Source organism: Pseudoflavonifractor sp. 60 (genome assembly GCF_009911645.1).
In the GTDB taxonomy this organism is placed as follows: Bacteria; Bacillota; Clostridia; order Oscillospirales; family Oscillospiraceae; genus Lawsonibacter.
Genome location: NZ_QWKI01000294.1, coordinates 1 through 5,244, shown reverse-complemented (window position 1 = coordinate 5,244; position 5,244 = coordinate 1). Strand labels below are relative to the sequence as shown.

The 5,244-nt window shown below is 50.3% G+C and carries 3 protein-coding genes; 2 read left to right on the top strand and 1 reads right to left on the bottom strand.

Going from position 1 to position 5,244, the window contains the following annotated elements:
* Window positions 1-38: 38 nt before the first annotated feature.
* The gene (locus tag D1646_RS21760) at window positions 39-2,774 is read right to left on the bottom strand and encodes an SAM-dependent DNA methyltransferase (RefSeq protein ID WP_160638433.1); all 2,736 of its coding nucleotides are present in this window, start codon (window positions 2,772-2,774) and stop codon (window positions 39-41) included.
* A gap of 317 nt (window positions 2,775-3,091) precedes the next feature.
* Between D1646_RS21760 and D1646_RS21755 the strand changes: the two genes are divergently transcribed.
* Window positions 3,092-3,445: a helix-turn-helix transcriptional regulator gene (locus D1646_RS21755; RefSeq protein WP_160638432.1), complete on the top strand. Its 354-nt coding sequence runs from the start codon at window positions 3,092-3,094 to the stop codon at window positions 3,443-3,445.
* Complete coding sequence (locus D1646_RS21750) at window positions 3,442-4,938, top strand: recombinase family protein (RefSeq protein WP_160638431.1); 1,497 nt, start codon at window positions 3,442-3,444, stop codon at window positions 4,936-4,938. Before D1646_RS21755 ends, D1646_RS21750 begins: the two co-directional genes overlap by 4 nt.
* The last annotated feature ends 306 nt before the right edge of the window (window positions 4,939-5,244 follow it).

Below are 5,244 nucleotides of genomic sequence, written 5' to 3'. Positions count from 1 at the left end.
GATACGACTCTCGCCCTTTTTCTTCCATGTATCCTATCTTACCACCGTTTTATCCGCTTGTGAATACAGTTTCTAAAACCATACGCCTGCATTACGGCCCGGTCATTGTTCTGGTGGGCACGGCGCAACTCTACCGGCATGGTCGTTTCATCGTAGAGATCGGCAAGGCTGGCATCCGGGTACAGAGCGCGGGCATCCAGGATGGCCCGGGCGGTCTGCTCGATTTTTGCTTTTTGGGCGTCGGTAGGCGTGGGCCAGGGGAAGTTGTTGTAAACATCATTGACTGTATAACTGTAATCGCTCTTTAAGCGACAACAAATAGTTCGCATCCATGCCATATGGACATTAGACTCCAAAATTCCAAAATGGTAAAGAGTGCCTGCTGGCATAATTCTAACCTTATCGCTACACAATACACCGTCATCCATATACCCCATTGGGATATACCGCCTCCGCTCAGAGGAAACTTGCGGAATAACAATGTATGACCCTGTTGGCATATTGGTGACATGAAAACTTGCAGGTGTATCTGCAAGTTTCACTGTACCAGGGCTTTTGCTTTTTAGCCGATATTCTCTTACTGCCTCAATTCGTTTTACGCACTCCGGCATTTTCCTGAGTTCATTAGGGGGACAATTCCGCAAGTAAAGGCAATATCGAGGTTTACGATTGATAAATTCATAAGCTCCGTACCATGGATGAAAATATTGTGCGGCGGAAGGCTCTTTTTCTAAAAAAGCGATCATCTCATCCTGTTCAAAAAGATAGAAACCTCCATCAATGGGCTTGTTTCCAATACCAATTTGTGGAACATCACAAAGCGGTTTATTACGACTCCCAACAAAAATATTTTCTGCATCCACAAGGTATCCGTTGATATTCTGTACTACCTGAGGCCTATCTGCCGAAAATAGTATTTTGGGCTGCGAATTGGGCGCTGTACTAAAACCTACAATGACACAATGAACATGAGCCTTGATTTTGGCCTCGCTGTCCCAGCGAAAAGTTCGGTGGGCAAAGTCGATATGTACGCCAGCCTCAAAAAGCGGTTTCCAGAGGTTTGCAACAGCCTCACCCTGGGTCACGGAATTGGTGGACACCAAAGCAGAACGGATAGACGTTCCGGCCATTAAGTCAGCAGCTTTCTTATACCAGCAGGAAACATAGTCCAGATTGCCAGCGTTCTTCCAGCCAGGGAAGATGGTATTTACATCGGCTTTCTGTTCTGCGCCCATCATGCGAGCGCCAACAAAGGGAGGATTACCCATAATGTAGTTCAGCTCATATTGGGGAACAACGCTCTCCCAGTCTATCCGCAGGGCATTTCCCTCGGTGATGTTGGCGTAGGATTTCAGCGGCAGGAAGTCCAAGGTCATGTGTACTACATCCTCGGTTTCCTTCATCATCTGGCTTTCCGCGATCCATAGGGCAGTCTTAGCCACGGTCACGGCAAAGTCGTTGATCTCAATGCCGTAAAACTGTCCAATAGAAACTTGAATGGGATTGCCCATATCCAGCATGATTTGGCCCTTATGCAGCAGGGAGATTGTTTCATTCTCCAGCCGCCGCAAAGAAATATAGGTTTCGGTGAGGAAGTTCCCGGAGCCGCAGGCCGGGTCAAGGAATTTCAGTTCGGCAAGTTTCCGCTGAAAAGCCTCCAGCTTTGCCTTGCGGGTGCGTTCCACTGTGACCGCCGCGATTTCCTCAAACTCCGCTTTCAGCCCATCCAGAAACAGCGGGTCAATGAGTTTATGGATATTCTCAATGCTGGTGTAGTGCATCCCGCCAGAGCGCCGTGTTTCTGGATTAAGGGTGCTCTCAAAGACGGCCCCAAAAATGGTGGGGCTGATATCACTCCAGTCGAAGTCCTCGCTGGCCCGGCGCAAGATCAGGTCAATGACTTCATCGCCCAGACGGGGTATCTCAATGTCCTCGTCAGCGAACAGACCGCCGTTCACATAAGGGAACGCTGCCAAGTCATCATCCAGATATTTGTCCCGCTGTCCAATGTCCTGGTCGAGGACATGGAACAGGTTGATTAACGCCCTCCGAACTTCTGTTCGGTGATGCTCCAAGTAATCGTGGAACATACTCTTGCTGCCGAAGATACCGGCGTCCTCGGCGTAGAGGCAGAACACCAGCCGGACACACAGCTTGTTGAGGCTTTTCAGCGTTTCCGGGTCGCTGGGGTCCTTGTACTGCTTCAAAAGGGCATCATAAAGCACCCCCACCAGTTCACCGGCCTGGAGGGAAACCTCCATCTCCTTTTTGATATGCTCCTTGCCAGTGTCCACCAGAAAGTCCAGCCGATGAAATTCCTTTTCGAGGTCAACGAGGGCAAGAATCTCCGGTTCTTCATTGGGCCGGTTCATGTCGTGGATTTGAAATTCCCGGAAGTTACATACGACGATCCAACGAGGCTGCTCTGGATTAGGCAGGAAACCGCCATACCGCCGTCCCTGCTGGAATGGCGTGAGCATAGCGCCATCAGACTGGCGCTCTCCCTTTTTTAGGTCGATCTTCATCCCCTTTTGCTCGATCAGCGTTCGGGTAGCAGGGATATAGCCATCAATGTATTTTGTGGTAGTCGTGCCGTCATTGTTCACGACATCCACCCGCTTTTCAAACTCAATAATTTCCGTGGGCTGTTCTATACCATAGACATTTTGGAGAAGGGCAATCCAAAAACGCTGTGTTTCCTGTTTTTCATCGCCCCGGCCCTTCCAGTCTGCCACAAATTTAGCGGCGGCGGTACGCCGTTCTGCATCTGTCATAGCTCTGTCCTCCACATTTTGGCTGTCTCTATCATACCACAGACCAATAGCTATGAGCAAGGGCAAAACGGCAGTTTTCAAAACCGGCAAGCAGGGCAAAGCGGTACCCACTTTGCAAACTGGCAAGCAGGGCATGTGTGGCCACACGCCTGCTTGCCGCTTGTTGGGGCCAGCCCCAAACCCCGAACGCACAATAAATTGTGCGGCTGCGCGTCCCCCTGGCGGGACGCTTTTTATCAAGGAAATTCAAATATAGAGTTGACAAAATCCCTTTTCTGAATTATAATATGTTTATCAACTTCAAGGGGAGGGTAAAGATGGTCTTAGTTGGACAGCGGCTTAAATTTTTACGAGAGAAAGCTCATTTGACACAGGCAAAAATGGCAGAACTGCTGGGAGCGAGTCAACCTGCGGTCAATCGTTATGAGCATGGGCAGACGGCAGCGCCATTCTCAGTTTTGCGGGGCTACGCAGATTATTTCGATGTATCGTTGGATTACATTTTCGGACGGTGCGATGAACCGCAGGGTAAGCTATACAAATACAGGCCCGATCTTACCAGCGACCCAGAAATGCAGAAGTTCGTGGAGATGTGCTTTGACCCTGGGTCGGCCATGAACGAAAGATTGAAGCAGACGGTCTTTGAAATGCTGGGGGAGGCGAGAGGATGAAAGCAGTGATTTACGCCCGATATTCCAGCGACAATCAACGAGAAGAAAGCATCGAGGGCCAAATCCGAGAGTGTACTGCCTTTGCTGAGAAGAACGGTATCACCATCCTACGTCATTACATTGACCGAGCCTTCTCCGCTAAAACCGACAACCGCCCAGAGTTTCAGAATATGATTAAAGACAGCGGCAAGCGGCTGTTTGACATGGTGATCGTCTGGAAGCTGGACAGGTTCGCCCGGAACCGCTACGACAGTGCCAGATACAAGGCAACGCTGAAAAAGAACGGTGTCAAGGTAGTGTCCGCTACTGAGGTCATTTCTGACGGAGCGGAGGGCATCATTCTGGAAGGCTACGCCGAATATTACTCCGCCGATTTATCCGAAAAGGTAGTCCGGGGCATGACAGAAAACGCCCTGAAATCCAAGTACAACGGCGGGACGTTGCCCATCGGGTATATGATCGACAGCGAGCAGTATTTCCAGCTTGACCCGCTGACCGCACCCTTTGTGTTGGAGGCGTTCAAGCAGTACGCCGAGGGCGCGACCATGAAAGAAATCCGTGACTACCTGAATGAACGCGGCATGAAAAACACAAGAGGTCAGCCCTTAACCTACAACAGTATCCATCATCTCCTGCACAACCGCCGCTACATCGGGGAGTACAGTTACCGGGACATCATCGTGCCGGATGGCATCCCCGCCATTGTTCCCCAAGAGCTTTTTGAGCGAGTACAGGAACGGCTGGCAAAGAACAAAAAAGCTCCTGCCCGGCACAAGGCGGAGGAAGATTATCTGCTGACGACCAAGCTGTTCTGCGGTTACTGCGGGGCTTACCTCTGCGGCGAGAGCGGCACCAGCCACACGGGGAACACCCACCGCTATTACAAATGCGTGTCCGTTAAAAAGAAACGGACGGACTGTCACAAGAAGTCCGTCAAGAAGGATTGGATCGAGGATTTGGTAGTCAGCGAAACCATGAAGATGGTGATGGACGATAACGCCATCGAAGCCATTGTCGCTATGCTCATGGAATTACAGGAGCAGGAGAATGTCAACCTTCCTTTGTACGAGCGACAGCTTCGGGAGGCAGATCTGGGCATCCAGAATTTGCTCAACGCTATTCAGCAGGGCATCCTCACCAAGTCCACGAAGGGGCGTCTGGAAGAACTGGAGGCCACGAAAGAAGAACTGGAAACAAAGATCGCCTGTGAGAAACTGGCGAAACCCAAGATCAGCGCCGAGTTTATGACCTTCTGGCTCCACCGCTTCCGCAAGCTGGATGTGCGGCAGAAATCTCATCGGAAGATGTTGATTGATACGTTCGTCAACGCGATTTTCCTCTATGATGACAAGATGGTAATAACCTTCAACTACAAGGAAGGGACGGACACGATTACATTTGACGACCTCAAAGCCTCCTCAGTGATGGAAAAATCCGGTTCGGATATGGATTGCTTAACTGCACCATTGGACTACGGCGAGTTTTCGCCGTAGTCTTTTTTATCCCGGGGAGGCTCCTGAAAGGTGACTGGCAGAAAGGGCAGAGCTATGTGGAACTACAGCCCCATATTCCGCAAATCGGTACGCAGAGTCGCCGGCAAAGAAAAATAGAGTGCTGGCGACCCTGACGAACGCGCCAACACTCTATTTACCACACCAAGAAGGAGCGGCAACACTGATTATGCCACGACTTCTGGTGAAAATCAAGTGAGAAAATTTGTCACTTTAATTCGTAAAGTATCTTTTGTAGGGTGGGACGACCCTAGTCTGCTGTTTTATGGCCCTGCTTCGCAGAGCTCA